Source organism: Bacillus cabrialesii (genome assembly GCF_004124315.2).
GTDB classification, from domain to species: domain Bacteria; phylum Bacillota; class Bacilli; order Bacillales; family Bacillaceae; genus Bacillus; species Bacillus cabrialesii.
The window spans coordinates 3040688-3055832 of record NZ_CP096889.1; the positions used below are offsets into that span (position 1 = coordinate 3040688).

Annotated in this window: 20 protein-coding genes and 1 riboswitch; of the genes, 9 read left to right on the plus strand and 11 right to left on the minus strand. The window is 45.2% G+C overall.

Translation table 11 applies throughout. The features are described from left to right. Nucleotides 1-47 precede the first annotated feature (47 nt). A riboswitch (SAM riboswitch) is annotated at nt 48-186 on the minus strand. 198 nt (nt 187-384) lie between these two features. After that, on the plus strand, nt 385-1968 hold the full coding sequence (gene pckA / locus EFK13_RS15535) for a phosphoenolpyruvate carboxykinase (ATP) (RefSeq protein WP_129507838.1): 1584 nt from the start codon (nt 385-387) through the stop codon (nt 1966-1968). Between the two features lie 38 nt (nt 1969-2006). On the opposite strand, the gene EFK13_RS15540 is transcribed toward pckA, so the two are convergent. Further along, a complete protein-coding gene (locus EFK13_RS15540; RefSeq protein ID WP_064816780.1) occupies nt 2007-2249 on the minus strand; it encodes a DUF2584 domain-containing protein in 243 nt (80 codons plus the stop codon). 50 nt (nt 2250-2299) lie between these two features. Then, on the minus strand, nt 2300-3073 hold the full coding sequence (locus EFK13_RS15545; protein WP_129507837.1) for an alpha/beta hydrolase family protein: 774 nt from the start codon (nt 3071-3073) through the stop codon (nt 2300-2302). Nucleotides 3074-3221: 148 nt separating this feature from the next. On the opposite strand from EFK13_RS15545, the gene EFK13_RS15550 reads away from it, so the two are divergent. The 3 genes from EFK13_RS15550 to EFK13_RS15560 are packed head-to-tail and all read left to right on the plus strand — an operon-like array spanning nt 3222 to nt 5808. Further along, complete coding sequence (locus EFK13_RS15550) at nt 3222-4226, plus strand: ABC transporter substrate-binding protein (protein WP_129507836.1); 1005 nt, start codon at nt 3222-3224, stop codon at nt 4224-4226. Between the two features lie 12 nt (nt 4227-4238). Further along, nucleotides 4239-5021 (plus strand): ABC transporter ATP-binding protein, encoded by a 783-nt coding sequence (locus tag EFK13_RS15555; RefSeq protein WP_129507835.1) that lies wholly within the window; start codon nt 4239-4241, stop codon nt 5019-5021. After that, the gene (locus tag EFK13_RS15560; protein ID WP_129507834.1) at nt 4996-5808 is read left to right on the plus strand and encodes an ABC transporter permease; all 813 of its coding nucleotides are present in this window, start codon (nt 4996-4998) and stop codon (nt 5806-5808) included. The genes EFK13_RS15555 and EFK13_RS15560 overlap by 26 nt, the downstream gene beginning before the upstream one ends. Nucleotides 5809-5834: 26 nt before the next feature. On the opposite strand, the gene ytkD is transcribed toward EFK13_RS15560, so the two are convergent. The 3 genes from ytkD to EFK13_RS15575 all read right to left on the minus strand — a co-directional run bounded on the left by ytkD (nt 5835) and on the right by EFK13_RS15575 (nt 7532). Beyond that, nucleotides 5835-6311 (minus strand): RNA deprotection pyrophosphohydrolase, encoded by a 477-nt coding sequence (gene ytkD / locus EFK13_RS15565; protein WP_003229087.1) that lies wholly within the window; start codon nt 6309-6311, stop codon nt 5835-5837. Between the two features lie 211 nt (nt 6312-6522). Further along, nucleotides 6523-6927 (minus strand): phage holin family protein, encoded by a 405-nt coding sequence (locus tag EFK13_RS15570; RefSeq protein WP_014114879.1) that lies wholly within the window; start codon nt 6925-6927, stop codon nt 6523-6525. A gap of 167 nt (nt 6928-7094) precedes the next feature. After that, a complete protein-coding gene (locus EFK13_RS15575) occupies nt 7095-7532 on the minus strand; it encodes a Dps family protein (RefSeq protein ID WP_003229083.1) in 438 nt (145 codons plus the stop codon). 131 nt (nt 7533-7663) lie between these two features. Here EFK13_RS15575 and ytzI point away from each other — a divergent pair, with 131 nt between their 5' ends. After that, the gene (gene ytzI, locus EFK13_RS15580; RefSeq protein WP_064816814.1) at nt 7664-7804 is read left to right on the plus strand and encodes a YtzI protein; all 141 of its coding nucleotides are present in this window, start codon (nt 7664-7666) and stop codon (nt 7802-7804) included. Here ytzI and EFK13_RS15585 read toward each other — a convergent pair. Further along, nucleotides 7798-8235, minus strand: coding sequence for a FixH family protein (locus EFK13_RS15585; RefSeq protein ID WP_129507833.1), 438 nt, complete (start codon nt 8233-8235; stop codon nt 7798-7800). The two genes, ytzI and EFK13_RS15585, sit on opposite strands and share 7 nt — an antisense overlap. A gap of 118 nt (nt 8236-8353) precedes the next feature. Further along, complete coding sequence (locus EFK13_RS15590) at nt 8354-8827, minus strand: S-ribosylhomocysteine lyase (protein WP_014114882.1); 474 nt, start codon at nt 8825-8827, stop codon at nt 8354-8356. Nucleotides 8828-8955: 128 nt separating this feature from the next. Here EFK13_RS15590 and yidD point away from each other — a divergent pair, with 128 nt between their 5' ends. Then, complete coding sequence (gene yidD / locus EFK13_RS15595) at nt 8956-9183, plus strand: membrane protein insertion efficiency factor YidD (RefSeq protein WP_024714693.1); 228 nt, start codon at nt 8956-8958, stop codon at nt 9181-9183. Here the strand turns inward: yidD and EFK13_RS15600 are convergent. Together EFK13_RS15600 and EFK13_RS15605 are read right to left on the minus strand one after the other, a co-directional pair. Next, complete coding sequence (locus EFK13_RS15600; protein ID WP_129507832.1) at nt 9180-9743, minus strand: beta-class carbonic anhydrase; 564 nt, start codon at nt 9741-9743, stop codon at nt 9180-9182. The genes yidD and EFK13_RS15600 overlap by 4 nt on opposite strands. Nucleotides 9744-9861: 118 nt before the next feature. Continuing rightward, nucleotides 9862-10110: a type B 50S ribosomal protein L31 gene (locus EFK13_RS15605; protein WP_003219346.1), complete on the minus strand. Its 249-nt coding sequence runs from the start codon at nt 10108-10110 to the stop codon at nt 9862-9864. Between the two features lie 205 nt (nt 10111-10315). Between EFK13_RS15605 and EFK13_RS15610 the strand changes: the two genes are divergently transcribed. Genes EFK13_RS15610 through EFK13_RS15620 form a run of 3 tightly spaced genes read left to right on the plus strand, consistent with a single transcriptional unit; the run spans nt 10316 to nt 12942 of the window. Then, nucleotides 10316-11647, plus strand: a complete 1332-nt coding sequence (locus EFK13_RS15610; protein WP_003229073.1) for a cytochrome ubiquinol oxidase subunit I — start codon at nt 10316-10318, stop codon at nt 11645-11647. A 42-nt stretch (nt 11648-11689) separates the two neighbouring features. Then, entirely contained in the window at nt 11690-12730 is a 1041-nt protein-coding gene (locus EFK13_RS15615; protein WP_129507831.1) for a cytochrome d ubiquinol oxidase subunit II, read from the plus strand. A gap of 53 nt (nt 12731-12783) precedes the next feature. Further along, nucleotides 12784-12942 carry a DUF1540 domain-containing protein gene (locus EFK13_RS15620; protein ID WP_032682083.1) on the plus strand — a complete coding sequence of 53 codons (159 nt, stop codon included), beginning with the start codon at nt 12784-12786 and terminating at the stop codon, nt 12940-12942. 18 nt (nt 12943-12960) lie between these two features. Here the strand turns inward: EFK13_RS15620 and mntD are convergent, their stop codons facing one another. After that, nucleotides 12961-13848, minus strand: coding sequence for a manganese ABC transporter permease MntD (mntD, locus tag EFK13_RS15625; protein WP_129507830.1), 888 nt, complete (start codon nt 13846-13848; stop codon nt 12961-12963). After that, nucleotides 13838-15145, minus strand: a complete 1308-nt coding sequence (locus EFK13_RS15630) for a metal ABC transporter permease (RefSeq protein ID WP_129507829.1) — start codon at nt 15143-15145, stop codon at nt 13838-13840. Before EFK13_RS15630 ends, mntD begins: the two co-directional genes overlap by 11 nt.

Consider the following 15145-nt stretch of genomic DNA (forward strand, 5'->3'; position numbering starts at 1 on the left):
AAAAAACCTTTTCCATCGAGGAAAGGGTTTGGTCTTTGTGCCTTTCACTCTTATCGCTCAAGGAATCATACAACCTTGCAACAGGTTAGCACCTTGGTTGTCTCACACAGTTGAACATAATAAATAACAGAGAAACCGGTTGCTGGGCTTCATAGGGCCTGTCCCTCCGCCAGCTCGGGATAAGAGTATCCGCTCAATGAAATATCTTATCGTAAAAGGGTTTGCAATGTCAATATGATTCAGAAGAAATAGGCACCTTATATCAAGGGAAAACATTGGAAAACGCACACACAAAAAATGATAAATAGTATAGACTATTTCAAAATATATGTTATACTAATTCACAATTAGCAAAACACAAAAAACGATAAAGGAAGGTTTCATATGAACTCAGTTGATTTGACCGCTGATTTACAAGCCTTATTAACAAGCCCAAATGTGCGTCATAATTTATCAGCAGCACAGCTTACAGAAAAAGTACTATCCCGGAACGAAGGCATTTTAACATCCACGGGTGCTGTTCGGGCGACGACGGGCGCTTATACAGGACGTTCACCTAAAGACAAATTTATCGTGGAGGAAGAAGGCACGAAAAATAAGATCGATTGGGGTACGGTGAATCAGCCGATTTCAGAAGAAGCGTTTGAACGGCTGTACACGAAGGTTGTCAGCTACCTGAAACAGCGAGATGAGCTGTTTGTTTTCGAAGGATTTGCCGGAGCAGATGAAAAATACAGGCTGCCGATCACCGTCGTAAATGAGTTCGCCTGGCACAATTTATTCGCCAGACAGCTGTTTATCCGCCCGGAAGGCAATGATAAGAAAACAGTTGAACAGCCGTTTACCATTCTTTCTGCTCCGCATTTCAAAGCGGATCCAAAAACAGACGGCACACATTCCGAAACGTTTATTATTGTCTCCTTCGAAAAGCGGACGATTTTAATCGGCGGAACCGAATATGCCGGAGAAATGAAGAAATCCATTTTCTCCATTATGAATTTCCTGCTCCCTGAAAGAGACATTCTATCCATGCACTGCTCCGCCAATGTCGGTGAAAAAGGCGATGTCGCCCTTTTCTTCGGACTGTCTGGAACAGGCAAAACCACCCTGTCAGCCGATGCTGACCGCAAGCTGATCGGCGACGATGAACACGGCTGGTCTGACACAGGCGTCTTTAATATTGAAGGTGGATGCTACGCCAAGTGCATTCATTTAAGCGAAGAAAAGGAGCCTCAGATCTTTAATGCGATTCGCTTCGGGTCTGTTCTCGAAAATGTTGTTGTTGATGAAGATACACGTGAAGCCAATTACGATGATTCCTTCTACACTGAAAACACGCGGGCGGCTTACCCGATTCATATGATTGACAACATTGTGACTCCAAGCATTGCAGGCCACCCGTCAGCCATTGTATTTTTGACGGCTGATGCATTCGGAGTCCTGCCGCCGATCAGCAAATTGACGAAGGAGCAGGCGATGTACCATTTCTTGAGCGGTTATACGAGCAAGCTAGCCGGAACCGAACGCGGTGTGACGTCTCCTGAGACGACGTTCTCCACATGCTTCGGCTCACCGTTTTTGCCGCTTCCTGCTCACGTCTATGCTGAAATGCTCGGCAAAAAGATTGATGAACACGGCGCAGAGGTTTTCTTGGTCAATACCGGCTGGACCGGCGGCGGCTACGGCACAGGCGAACGCATGAAGCTTTCTTACACAAGAGCGATGGTCAAAGCTGCGATTGAAGGCAAATTAGAGGATGCAGAAATGATGACTGATGATATTTTCGGCCTGCACATTCCAATTCACGTACCTGGCGTTCCTGATCATATTCTTCAGCCGGAAAACACGTGGAACAACAAGGAAGAATACAGAGAAAAAGCTGTCTACCTCGCAAATGAATTCAAAGAGAATTTTAAAAAGTTCGCACATACAGATGCCATTGCACAGGCAGGCGGCCCTCTCGTTTAAAAAGCAAAAGCCAAGAGCAGTTACGCTCTTGGCTTGTTTTAATTGACAGAATGCAGAGAAGTCAGCTTGTACGTAATGATGGTCCGGCCGTCTTCCCATTGAAGCTTCTGCACTTCAGCTGTGCCCGACTTTTCGCCAAACTTTGTTTTACGCACATCCATCGGAATCTCCATCGGATACACACGGTATCCGTCTTTCTCTAACGTGAATATATTTTCATCTATGCGAACTTCGTTTCCTTTTGTCACAATCAGTGTATTAAATTCAACAGGCATTCCCAAAGTGAGATCCCCTTTCGTCTCTTTTTTCTTTATCATACCATATTTCACCGTCAGCGGTTCTTCATCCATTGTGTGAGCTGCCGCACGATACGCCGGTTTTCTTTTGGTGGAAAATAATGTGTGAATTTACTGTAGTACCACGTCTCCACCGGCTTATGCAGCTGCTTGAGCTTCTCTTCAAATAAATAGGAATGCTGAATCGAAACGTTTTGGTCTTTTTCTCCATGGATTAACAGCACGGGTGCCTGAATTTTGTCTACTTGGTCAAACGGCGTTCTCCATTTGTATTCCTCAGGAACCTTTTTCGGTGTTCCGCCAATGACTCTTTTCATCATGCGCCGCAAATCCTGCCGCTCTTCATATGTAAGGATCATATCGCTGACGCCTCCCCAGGAAACGAATGAAGCCGCATGCCGCCCCATTTCAATCGCAGTGAGCATTCCCATAATTCCGCCGCGGGAAAAGCCAAAGATATGGATTCTGTCCTTCTTGACATTTGGATGCCGCTGAAGCAGGCGAAAAGCGGAAAAAGCATCCTCCCTGTCTTCTCCGGCAAAATCCTCGTTGCCCTCCCCTCCTTGATTTCCTCTGTAGAAAGGAGCAAACACAACAAACCCTTGGGATGCAAACTGGATAATCCGGCCCGGGCGAACCATGCCCACGCTTTTAATCCCGCCGCGCAAATATAAAAAACCGTCATATTGTCCCGGTGCCGCCGGCTCAGCCAGAAGCCCCTTTACCCGCAAGCCATTTGAAAGATAGCAGATCGTATGCAGACGCACATGCTGGTTCGGCGACGGAAATCTTCTTTTCTCAACAATCAAAACAGCCCCTCCTTTTTCTTTATGCTTTCCTTACTCCAAAATTACATCCGGAGATCCTGATTAGGCATTCACACATTTTTATACCCATCATACGATATGTAAAGCAAAAAAGGATATCAACTTGATGCTAAATAAGGAGGTTGTCTATGTGAACAAATGGTTAAGGCTGGGCTGCGCCTGTGTCGGCAGCATCTTTCTGATGATCGCCCTGGCGGCTTGCAAACAGGAAGAAACACTCACCAAAGTCAAAGTAGCTGAAGTGACCCATTCGATTTTTTACGCGCCTTTATATGTTGCCGAGTCTAAAGGATTTTTCAAGGAAGAAGGGCTTGATGTCGATGTAAATACAACATGGGGCGGCGACAAAACGATGACATCGCTTCTCTCAAACGGTTCAGATATCGCGCTTGTCGGGTCAGAAACGTCTATTTATGTCGAAGCACAAGGGGCGAAGGACCCCGTCATTAATTTCGCCCAGCTGACGCAGACAGACGGAACGTTTCTTGTCGCAAGAGAAGATATCGAACACTTCGACTGGAACCTATTAGAAGGAAAAACATTTCTCGGCCAGAGAAAAGGCGGCATGCCGCAAATGGTTGGCGAGTATGTGCTGAACAAGCATAAGATTGACCCGCATAAAGATGTTGACCTAATCCAGAACATAGACTTCGCCAATATCGCCAATGCATTTGCTTCTGGAACCGGCGACTATGTACAGCTCTTTGAGCCGCAAGCTTCCCTCTTTGAGAAAAAAGGCATCGGACATATCGTGGCTTCGTTCGGAGAAGAATCAGGCGAGGTTCCTTATACGACTTTTATGGCAAAACAAAGCTATCTGAAGAAACATGAAGACACAGCCGTCAAGTTTACAAAAGCCATTTATAAGGCGCAGCAGTGGGTGGAAAATCACTCGGCGAAGGACATCACAGACGTCATTAAAGATGAATTTGATGATACCGACCCAGAAGTCATCGAGACATCAATCGAGCGCTATAAAAAGCAGCATTCGTATTCGCCAGACCCTCTCCTCAACGAAAAAGAATGGGAGCTGCTCCAAACGATTATGGATCAATCCGGAGAACTGCCGAAGCACATTCCATACAATAAGCTTGTAAATAAACAAATTGCCGAAAAAGTCACCTCGGAAAAATAGGAGGCGCCATCTATGTCTTTCTTACATGTCGACCATGTAACCCATACTTATTTTTCTGTTAAAGAAAAAACGACGGCCGTGCGGGATATTCATTTCGATGCCGAAAAAGGCGATTTCATTTCATTTCTAGGCCCAAGCGGCTGCGGAAAAACAACACTGCTTTCCATTATTGCCGGGCTGATTGAGCCATCGGAAGGCAGAGTTCTGATTGATGGCCGTGAACCGAATCAAAAAGAACATAACATCGGCTACATGCTTCAGCAGGATTACTTATTTCCCTGGAAATCTATCGAGGAAAATGTGCTTCTCGGATTAAAAATCGCCGACACGCTGACAGAAGAAAGCAAGGCCGCTGCACTCGGTCTATTGCCGGAGTTCGGCCTTATAGATGTGGAGAAAAAATACCCGAAAGAGCTGTCAGGCGGAATGCGCCAGCGGGCCGCGCTTGCAAGAACTCTAGCGCCAGATCCAAGTCTGCTTTTGCTGGATGAGCCATTTTCCGCGCTTGATTTTCAGACAAAGCTGTCATTGGAAAACCTGGTATTCCGCACATTAAAGGAGTATCAAAAAACAGCAGTGCTTGTCACTCATGATATTGGGGAAGCGATAGCGATGAGCGATACGATCTTTTTATTTTCAAACCAGCCGGGCACCATCCATCAGATTTTCACCATTCCTAAAGAATTGTCCGCCATGATGCCTTTTGACGCCCGCCAGGAGCCATCCTTCCAGACGCTGTTTCAAACGATATGGAAGGAGTTGAATTCTCTTGAGAAACAGCAAAGAAACCATTGATCTGCTTCACGAGCAATATCAATTCAAACAGAAAAAGGAAAAATGGAATGTCCATTCTTTCCAGATTGCCATATTTATCCTCTTTTTCTCAGGTTGGGAAATGTCCAGCAGGCTCGGGTGGATTGATCCGCTGATCTTCAGTTCTCCGTCATCCGTATGGCGTTTATTGCTGGAGAAACTGAGTGACGGGTCTTTACTGTCACATATCGGCGTCACTTTATTTGAAACGGTGCTTGGCTTTTTGCTTGGGACGTTTATGGGCACATGTCTCGCTGCTTTGTTATGGTGGTCCAATAGGCTTGCCAGGGTTTTAGATCCGTATCTCGTTATTTTGAATGCAATGCCGAAAGTGGCACTGGGCCCGATCCTGATTGTCGCGCTCGGCCCTAGTTTTATCAGCATTATTGCAATGGGGGCCATCATCAGCGTCATTATCACAACCATCGTTGTGTACACCGCCTTTCAGGAGGTTGACGAAAACTATATAAAAGTAATGAAAACATTCGGCGCCAAAAAATGGGTCATTTTTAAAGAAGTGATTCTGCCCGCATCCTCCCCCGCTATCATTTCAACACTGAAAGTAAACGTCGGGTTATCATGGGTTGGCGTCATTGTAGGGGAATTCCTTGTCTCTAAGGTCGGATTAGGATATATGATTATTTACGGTTTCCAAGTCTTCAATTTTACGCTCGTCTTCTTAAGCCTGCTGATCATCGCCATATTCGCCACTCTGATGTATCAGGGCGTCGAGCTGCTAGAAAAGAAATGGACGAAGGGCAGGACATAAAAAACCCGGCACATGTGCCGGGTTTTTCATTCGATCCATCCAGATTCTTTTAGTTTTTTCAAACTGATCGGGAGAACGGAATCCTTCATAATAAAGCTGAATTTTTTATTGCGGGAAAGGTTTTCCGGAAGCTCATGAAACAAAACCGGGCCTTTCGTTTCGAAGTAATCAGCTTGCTTTTCAAGCTTTTCTATATCTGCAAAATATATATTTTTCACAATCACTTTTTCTTTACCGAGAACTTTATACTGTCCGAGGTACTTGAGGCTTTTCACTCTCGCACCCGTCTCTTCCTTTACTTCCCGGAGCGCCGCCTCTTCTGCGCACTCCATCGGCTCTACTTTCCCGCCCGGAAACTCATAGCCTCTGTCCTCATGTTCTGTTAGTAGCCATTTGCCGCCAAAACGGCAAATCACCCAGACATGCTTCGGGCTGTCCGAGAAAGGCTGATCGTCAAAGGAAAGCTGAACAGTATTCTGATAATAATCTTTAAACTCGTACATGTTTATCCCTCAAATCCGTTCCTAGCTATCTTCCATACATCATACCACAGTTATGTTTCTTCGGAAGCCTTTTATCAAAAAATAAGGGAAACCCAGCACGCCGCCAAGGTCTAAGGCTTGCAGACCAGCTCGTACAGTTTTTTGCCGTGCCTTTTTCCAGAATGTGCGACTGACGCTCTGGGCTTTATTATGACCCGCGAACAGGGAAAAGTTACGGTTTGCGCTTGAATTTATTTTTTAACGTTTCTAAAAGATCGACAAGCATCTGAGGCACCGGTATGCCGAGAGAGCTGGCTGTCACTACGATTTGCACAGATTCATAAAGAATATAAAACATAATGGCCAAGTCACGTATTGACCCCTGTGTATTCAGCAGCTGATCAAAAAAGTGGCATACAGAGATCAGAGCCAGCGTGACTAATTTTTTGACAAGCCGGGCAAATACCTTTTTAAACGCCAGTTTGTGAATAATCGTTTCCTTCAAGGTCGTACTGATAAATTCAATTGCCATAAGAGAAAGCAAAATCAGAAATGAATACTGAAAACCTCCAAAGAAAAAACCCGCTGCTGAAACGCTGACTGCTAAAAACGAAAAGATGCCAAAGTCTCTATCCATTTATCCCAACATCCTTTCACAGAAACGGCCTTACGATATTCTATGGAAAACAAGCCGAACGGATTGGATTTTTCAGAAAAATGGACTGGTTGTCGCCTATTTTTTCGTCTGCAAAAAATCAAAAGCCGGACGTCTTTTATAAGACATCCGGCCTTTCTTTTTTGGATTTAACCCAGGTATGCTTTCAGCATCCAGTTGTGTTTTTCAATATTTTGATGGATCGCAAGAAGCATGTCCCCTGTTGTTTCATCACCGACTTCATCAGCTAAATCCATGCCGTTTTTCAGTTCTTCCGCGATGACTGTGAAATCATCATATACGCTTTGCACCATTTGCTCAGCCGTTTCATTTCCTGCCGCTTCTTTTACAGAAGCCGTTTCCAAGGATTCCTTCATTGTCGCAATCGGTTTTCCATTCAGCGCCAAAAGACGTTCTGCTAAGTCATCAATATAAGTTGCCGTTTCGTTATACAGCTCCTCAAACTTTTCATGAAGAGTGAAGAAATCTTTCCCTTTCACATACCAGTGATAATTATGTAGTTTCACATACATGACTGTCCAGTTGGCTACTTGTTTGTTCACTGCTTGAATCAATTGTTCTGACATGATTATCTTCCTCCTTGTTATATGACTATGTATACCCTTTATATCGTACGTTAAAACCTCTTTTTCCCCCTTAACTGTCATGATTTCTTCTACTATGCTACAATTGTTAAAAAACGGGAGGTGGAATATCATTGACGCTTCTCATTACCGTAAGCATATTGATTGTGCTGGCTGTTTTGCTTGTCACCATTTGGACGACTGTGAAAGCCTATAATGTAAAGCACACCATTGATCCTCCGCAAGAAACTCGTTCTGATTCAAAAAATCAATGATGATGTGATGGCTCGTCTTCAGAGTGATTGCTGGCAGCATCGGCGTCTCCGACTTGGACTTTTAAGGTCGGCATGCTATGCTGTTTTTTTGCTGTGACATGGGATTGGACAGTGTACACACCATCTTCTTTAAACGTTGTGTCTAATCGGTATACGCCTTTTTCTTGCTTTGCTTTAAACATTTGGCTGGCGTCTTTTTCTCCTTCTTTCCACACCTCAAACTCCACTTCATCGGCATCCGTCACTGCTTCGTCACCATATGATACCGCCGCTTCATATGCGGCGCTTTCTCCGGGATTTACTTTTTCAGGGCCTGTCAGCTTAACATCCAATACCTCCGGCGTCTCAGCTGTATTCGCTTTGTCCTCACCAGACCCGCATCCATTCAGCAAAAAAGCAGAGAAAAGCAGCACAACCAACATCTTCTTCATGCCATCATCCTTTCATCGTTTACCTAAATAGTAGCAAACGCTTACAGCAAATGGTACACAAAATATAAGACGTCACAAAAAAGACCTTTTTGCTTAAGCGCAAAAAGGCCTTTTCTGTTTAACCAAATACTTTTAGCAATTCTTCTTTATCCTGTGACAGCCAGAAACGCATTAACCGTTTAGCGCCTTCCAGATCATGAAGCTTCGCTTGGCCGCACTGCTTTTCATTCGCAGCCGGAATTTCGGTAATCTCTACCGCTTCCTTCATTGTGTCTTCAAGCAGATCAACGATTTCCGCTGGTGTCGGCTCTCCGCTCACAACAAGATAATAACCGGTCTGGCAGCCCATTGGAGAGATATCAATGATATCAAAATGATCATATTTCTCTGCATGAGAACGAATCGTAAACGCGAGCAAATGCTCAAGTGTGTGAATGGTGTCAGGCTTCATCGCTTGTTTATTTGGCTGGCAAAAACGAATATCGAATTTATTTACAACGCCGTCTGTTCCCACTTTATGCACGCCGCAATGTCTTACATATGGAGCAACAACCGCATTATGATCAAGCTCAAAACTTTCTACTGAAGGCATAATGGCACTCTCCCTTTTCTAAAAATGTACATTCATTATAACATACCTTTCCGATAAGAATAATCGAATAACTTTTCAATCTGCGTTTTTTTTCTTATACTTGCATCAGAAAGGTTGCTGAATGAAATATGAAAACGCTATTTATCGGTCTGATCAGAGGATATCAAAAATTCATCTCGCCGCTGACGCCGCCAACATGCCGCTTTTATCCGACTTGCTCCCAATATGGAATCGAAGCGATTAAAACACATGGGGCTTTAAAAGGGGGCTGGCTGACAATCAAACGGATTTTGAAATGCCACCCGTTCCATCCGGGAGGAGTCGATCCCGTTCCTGAAAAGAAACGAAAACATTAAGCGTTATAGCCGTTTACGACAAGATCCAGTTTTCCTGTTTCAGGATCAATAACTAGTCCATGGACTGGAACGTTTTCCGGGAACAGCGGATGATGTTTAATGACTTCTACACTGTCTTTCACACTTGCTTCTACTGAATCAAAGCTTTTAAACCATTGATCAAAGTCAACACCGGAGTACTTTAATGTTTCGATGCGTTCCTCCGGAATTCCTCTTTCTTTGATTCTATTAAGCATGCTTTTGCTGCTGATTTTGCTCATGCCGCAATCGTGATGACCGATCACACATACCTCATCGGCGTTCAGCTCGTACACTGCGACGAGTAAACTTCTCATGATGCTTCCGAAGGGGTGTGTCACAAGCGCACCGGCACTTTTAATGATTTTCACATCACCGTTTCGCATATTCATCGAATGCGGCAGCAATTCAACCAAACGAGTATCCATGCAAGAAAGAATCGCCATTTTTTTATCAGGAAATTTTGAGGTCTGATACTTTTCATATTCCTTTTGTTCAGTGAAAGTCTTGTTAAATTCAAGAATATCATTTAGCAGGCTCATAGCTACTTGTATTCCTTCCTTGTCTTTTTTCTCTTCAATATATCACAGCATCTGTCTATTCGTCATCTTATCAAAATGAAACTGGGCAAGAAAAAAAGACAAACCCTCAAGGTCTGCCTTATTTCCCCATGTTATAGCGTTTTTTGAACTGCTCGACCCTTCCGCCTTTTTCATTGAATTTCTGGCGGCCTGTGTAAAACGGATGCGTGTCAGAGCTGACCTCCACTTTAATGACCGGATATGTGTTGCCGTCTTCCCACTCTGCTGTTTCATTAGATGTTTTGGTAGAGGTGCTGAGAAAACGGTAGCCGCTGTTGACATCCTGAAATATGACTTTGTGGTTCTTTGGATGAATTCCTTCTTTCATGTCTATCTCCTTTCTTTAAATCGTAATTATTACGTTTTATTTTATATCCTCACAAACGTTTTGTCAATCTCCTTACATCCTTCCCTGCGTTTTCACATCGTAAACCCATGGTATTTAAGAATAGGAAGAATAATCTAACCGAGGAAGCAAATAATAAACCCAAAATACATACAGAAACGTCTTTTGAGAAAGGTGGTTTACGATTGTGGATGATTTAGTTTTGGCCAGAAGCCTTTTTGGTACGACAATGGGCTTTCATATCATTTTCGCAACGCTTGGAGTCGGGCTGCCGCTCATGATTTTAGTGGCGGAATTGATCTATCAAAAAACGAAAGATGACCATTATGCAATCATGGCGAAAAGATGGACGAAAGCCCAAGCCGTATTGCTGGGGGTCGCCATACCGACCGGAACGATTGCGGGCACTCAGCTCGCGCTTTTATGGCCGGGATTTATGGAAGTCATCGGCCGGGTCATGTCCCTGCCGTTTCAAATTGAGATCTATGCTTTTTTTGTTGAAGCCCTTTTCATGTCGATTTATGTATACGCCGCAGACCGCTTGTCACCGGCTATGAGAATTGTGGCGGTTTTCTTTGTGTTAGTCGGGGCCGCAGCGTCGGCTGTTCTGATCACGAATGTCCATGCCTTTGAAGGAACTCCGGCAGGTTTTAAAATTTTAAACGGAAAAATCACAGATGTTGATCCGTGGGCCGCGTTCTTCAACCCAAGCTTTTTTATCACTGCGGGCCATGTCGTTTTATCGGCATTTATGACGGGAGCGTTTATCGTGGCTTCTGTGGCTGCATATAAAATGATCCGGACAAGAAAAAAGGAAAAGGTCTATCGCTTTCACCGGAAAGCCCTTTTGCTCGCACTGACAATCGGCGGCATTTTTTCATTGCTGACCGCTTTGAACGGACACGAGTCTGCACAGATGCTGTACGAATACCAGCCCGAAAAATTAGCCGGTGCGGAAGGCCTGTTTGAAACAAGATCCCACGCTCCGCTCGCCATCGGCGGTTTTACCGACCCGAATGAAGAAAAAGTAAAGTGGGCCATCGAGATTCCATGGGCGTTAAGCTTTCTGGCAGCAAACCGTTTTGACACTGTTGTAAAGGGATTAAACGCGTTTCCGAGAGATGAATGGCCGCCGCTTTTCATTCACACGCTGTTTAATGCAATGGTCGGAGTAGGCATGCTGCTAATTCTTTATTCCATTATCGGAGTGGTCTGGAGAAAGGTGCTCAAGAAAGACCGTTTCCCAACGTGGCTTTTGGTCATTTTCATGACAGCAGGCCCTTTTAGTCTCATCGGCATTGAATTCGGCTGGATTTTCGCCTGTACGGGGAGGCAGCCGTGGGTCATCTATCATCTCCTTAAAACGTCGGATGTGGTGACAACGACTGGCTCGATCGGGGTGCTCTTCTTATTTTTCACATTTGTTTACGCCGTGTTAGGCGCAGCTGTCGTCTACGTGCTGCTGTACTATTTCCGAAAACACCCGGTTGACGAAGATTTAAATACAGCGGAGTCATAATGGCTCCGCAAACAGGAAACCAAATGGAAGGAAGATCGACAAATGGACATTTCAACTGACGCTCTGATCGCCATCTCAATCATCTGGGGCTTTGTGTTTATTTACGCCGTCATGGCGACAATGGATTTCGGAGCGGGATTTTGGTCTATGATCTATTTAAACAAGGAGCACATGAAGGCCACCGATATTGCGAACCGCTTTCTGTCGCCGACTTGGGAGGTCACAAACGTCTTTATTGTGGCCATCGTTGTGGCGCTTTTCAGCTTTTTTCCTGGCGCGACATTTGTACTTGGAACCGTTTTATTAATTCCCGGCAGCATAATTTTACTGCTTTTAGCGATCCGAAGCGGATTTCTCGTTTTTTCAAACACAGCCAAAGAGCGAAAAACGCTAAGATATATTTCCGGCATCTCCGGCTTTATCATCCCTGCTGTTTTAATTTTGGTGCTTCCTGTCACACACGGAGGGTTTATAGAAAAAACGGACGGAATCTATAACTTGAATATGTCTAAAATCTTTTCAAGCCCGAACGCTTATGCATTTATCGGGTTTGCGATTTTAAGCACCTTATTTTTATCCTCGCTGCTGCTTGCTGATTTTTCAAACGTGGCGGAGGAACAGGACGCGTACCGCGCTTACAGAAAAAGCGCCATGATTACCGGCCCGATTTCACTCCTGTTTGCTGTGTGCATTATGCTGACAATGCGGAATGAAGCAAACTGGCTGTACAGCGGTATGCTGAAGGATTTCTCTTGGATTATCGCATCGTTCATTACATTTGTCATAGCGGGAATCGCTCTTTTTCTGCCTAACAAGAGCTTCGGCCAAAACATCGGAAAGCCGCGGCTTGCACTTATCGCGATTGCGATACAGTATTTTCTCGCAAGCTACGCGTACGGGCGGGCGCATCTCCCGTATATGATTTATCCCGATGTGACAGTTATGTCGGGCTTCACAGAGCCAGCGACGTTCAGAGCGCTGTTTGCGACGTATATCGTAGCATTTATCATTCTCTTTCCAGGCTTTTATTTCTTCTGGAAAATGTTTATGCGAGATAAACGGTATATCCGCCAAGAGGAATAGAGCATAAGCACGCCGGCTATACTAAGCCAGAACCTTTATAAGGAGGGGATGGCATGGAGCAGAAAATTCTATGCGAAGTCAACAACTGTTCTTATTGGGGCAAAGGAAACAAATGCACCGCTGATGCCATTTATGTTGTCAGCCATACTGGTGAAACGGCTGAGAACAGCAAGGAAACAGACTGCAAAACGTTTAAGCCGCATGACTTGTAATCAAAAGAAAGAGCTGCATCAGCCGGCTCTTTCTTTTTGCATGTTCAGTGTTCTCCATTTTTTTGTTATGACCCCGTTTAAAGGTGAAAACAAAAAGGCGCCTGCATAACATACACCTGTCATAGCCGCCATCGCTCCGGAAATCGAAACATTAAGCCACGTTGCGAAGAAATAGCCCATGACGGCCGAAAACCCGCCAATCAACGCGCTGAGAATCAGCATAGAAAGCAGCCTGTCTGTCAGCAAATGGGCTGCGGCAGGCGGGACAATCAGCATAGCCACAACCAATACAGCACCCACCGAATCAAAGGAAGCAACGGTTGTCAGCGAAAGCATGCCCATTTGCACATAATGAATCAGCAAAACCGGTATTCCCAGAGCTAAAGCCATTTGCGGATCAAACGAAGCGATCTTGAACTCCTTGTAGCACACACCGATCAACAATACATTTAAAACCAGAACAGATGCCAGCATCCAAAACGCTTTCGGCCCGATGTCAACTCCGAATACTGTAATCGTATTCCACGGCACAAAAGCGATTTCTCCCATTAACGAGTGTTCAATATCGAGATGGACATTGGCGCCATACACTGAAAGCAAAATAACGCCGACCGCAAATAAAGATGTAAACACAACGCCAATGGCGGCATCTGATTGAACCCCCTTGCTGTCGAGCAGCTGAACCAAAAATGCCGTTAACAGTCCGGATACGGCCGCGCCAATAAACATAGGAATCCCGTCAAGACTTCCAGTCACTAGAAAAGCGCTGACGATGCCAAGCAACACAGTATGGCTGATCGCGTCGGCCAGCATCGCCATTCTTCTCAACACGAGAAATGTGCCGATCATTGCGCAGCTTACACCGACTAATACACCGGTAGCTATAATCCATGCTTCAAAACTCATTGGCGATCTGTCCCTTCTCTGCATCAGCAGACGCTTTGCGGAGCTCAGGCATCCGTCCATACATCTTTAAGAGTGAAAAAAGACGCTCTTTCGTTTCCTCAGGCAAACAATCCGGGACGAAATGATCCTGATCAATTTCTATATTCGCAAGCTCCATTTCGTGCATGAGGTACACTTCATACATCCGATGCTTCAATGCTGTGTGATAGCCTTTTTCTATCCCAGTGGGTGTCATTTGCCAAACTCCGTTTTCGATACGCACAATGCACCTCTCTTTTTCCAAGTCATTCAATACCTTACGGCATAATGAAAGGGATAGCCTCCTTTTCTCTCTTATACGTTCAGCCGTTACATAAAGATCATTCTTTTCATACTGCTCATAAATCGTCAGCAGCACCTGCTCGCGGCTTGTTTTGCGACGAAGCCTTATCAGTCTTATGGCTTTTGCCGCCAATCCGCGCTTAGGCGCGCAAATCATTGAAAAGAGAAAGATCGTCGTTGCTGATAAGATCATTAATGGCCCCGTCGCCATGCCCTTCATCGTCGTACTCAGCAAGGTTCCGGCCACGCCGCTGACCCCGCCTGCGGCCGCGGCAATGACCATCATTCCGGTTAATCGTTCGGTCCAATATCTTGCAGCTATGGCAGGCGTAATCAGCATAGCCGCCATTAAGATCACACCAACTGTCTGAAGCCCGATAACGACAGCACAGACGATAAGGCAAGCCAATAGCCCGTTTAAAAACCGCACCGGCATACCCAATCCCTTTGCAAAGGCGAGATCGAACGTAATCAATGTGAACTCCTTAAAGAAAACAATGCAAAGAAGCAATAGAACAGCGGATATCCCTCCAATAAGCATGATATCCTGTCTGACCAATGAAGCGGCCTGCCCGAATAAAAAAGAATCAAGCCCGCTTTGGCTTCCCGCCCCCTGCTGCTGAATATACGTCAGCAGGATGATCCCCACCCCAAAAAACACAGAGAGAACAATCCCGATCGCCGAGTCCTCTTTTGTTTTTGAAAGCCGAGGAATCAGCTGAATACACCACGTTCCGAGCAGCCCGGCAAGCGCTGCCCCCAGCAAAAAGAAAGGCAGTGATTTTTGCCCGGTGAACAGAAAAGCGAGACAGACGCCCGGCAGAGCTGAGTGAGCCATCGCATCGCCGATTAAACTTTGCTTTCTCAGCAATACAAAGCTGCCCAAAACACCGCTTGCCGCCCCGAGTAAAAGCGTACCGGCCAGCACCCACTGTGTATTCGGATGCTGGAGCTGCAGCCACAAATTTTCAAACAA